Here is a 1,479-nt window from a genome sequence, read left to right as displayed (position 1 = left end):
GAGAATCGCATTTCCGGGAATCAGTGTCAAGAGTAATTGGCGTCGTTTGGGCGAGCGTGGATCTTTTGCCTATTGAAAGGTAGAGGACGATGCAGTCGGGGAATGCATTCACGACGCCGTTTGGGCGGCGATCGCTGTCGCTTGGCATGCTGGCAACGCAGGCTGGCGCAATGGAGGTCGATCCAGAGGCTTCGGTCGACAAATGGAAGCTGTTTCGCGCATTGTGCGAGGCAAGGGCGCTGATCGGGATATCTGATCGGGCGCTGGTGGTGCTGAACGCGCTTTTGACGTTCTATCCGCACAATGAACTTGCCGAGATGAGCGGGCTGGTGGTGTTTCCATCCAATGCGCAACTGTCATTGCGCGCCCATGGCATGGCACCTGCAACCTTGCGCCGGCATTTGAGCGCGCTGGTGGAAACCGGCCTGATCTTTCGTAAAGACAGCCCCAATGGCAAGCGCTATGCGCGCAAGCCACGAACAGGGGCGACAGGGGCAGGGGAGGGCGGTGAGGCGTTTGGCTTCTCGCTGGCCCCGCTGGTGGTGCGATCGCAGGAATTCGAGGCGATGGCCGAAGCAGTGCGTTCTGAACGGTTGCAGCTGAAGCTGATGAAGGAGAAGGTGACGCTATTGCGCCGTGATATCGTCAAGCTGATCGAGCTTGGCTTTGAGGAGATGCCTCACATTGACTGGAGCGGCCACTACACGGCGTTTCGCGCTGTGATGGACGATGTTCCACGCCAGGCAACGATCCGCGATCTGGAGCCGGTTGTGGACGGGCTTGAGTGCATACAGCTGGAGATATGCAAGTTGTTGCAGGATAAGCTGAATTTACAACAAACAAGCGCCAGAGAGTCTCATTCTGAGCGCCACAAACAAAATTCAAATACAAAATCCACTTCTGATCTTGAACCCGGCTTTAGAAAAACCCAAGGCCAAACCCACGTGCCAAACACTGCACCCAATGAACCTGCTGAGACGACAGATGCTGAAACGAGGAATATAGGATCAGAAAGCCCCGATAGGGCAGGGCCGCTGGCCGCTGCGGCTGCTGGCCCGGCCGATCGTGCTGCGGTAGAACGCGCTGACTTGCCCGCCAGTGAGACTTTTACCTCCGTCTTTGATGCAAAACCCGTTCCGCTCGGTCTTGTCCGTCAGGCTTGTCCCGACATATCGGCCTATGCCAAAAACGGCCTTGCCAGCTGGTCCGAACTGATGGGCGCCGCCATTGTCGTGCGCTCCATGCTCGGTGTCAGCCCGTCTGCCTATGAGGAAGCCTGCTCGGTACTCGGTCAGGAAAACGCCGCCATTGCCATGGCCTGCATCCTGCAAAGGGCCGATCAGATCAATTCCGCCGGCGGTTATCTCAGATCCCTCACCGACAAAGCCGCAAAAGGCGAATTCTCCGTCTGGCCCATGCTCCTTGCCCAACTGCGCGCAAATGGACAACACGTCAGGCTCGTCAAAGGAAGGTGAGGAA

At 57.3% G+C, this 1,479-nt stretch carries 1 protein-coding gene; it reads left to right on the top strand.

The genetic code is table 11. The features are described from left to right. Positions 1 to 89 precede the first annotated feature (89 nt). Positions 90 to 1,475 carry a plasmid replication protein RepC gene (gene repC / locus BLU05_RS25805; protein WP_091886922.1) on the top strand — a complete coding sequence of 462 codons (1,386 nt, stop codon included), beginning with the start codon at positions 90 to 92 and terminating at the stop codon, positions 1,473 to 1,475. The last annotated feature ends 4 nt before the right edge of the window (positions 1,476 to 1,479 follow it).

The organism is Phyllobacterium sp. OV277 (assembly GCF_900104355.1).
GTDB lineage: Bacteria > Pseudomonadota > Alphaproteobacteria > Rhizobiales > Rhizobiaceae > Phyllobacterium.
This window is presented reverse-complemented; position numbering and strand designations above follow the sequence as displayed.

Excerpts from the sequence above, each read along its gene's own strand:
- repC (WP_091886922.1), top strand. The coding sequence starts at position 90 with ATGCAGTCGGGGAATGCATTCACGACGCCGTTTGGGCGGCGATCGCTG.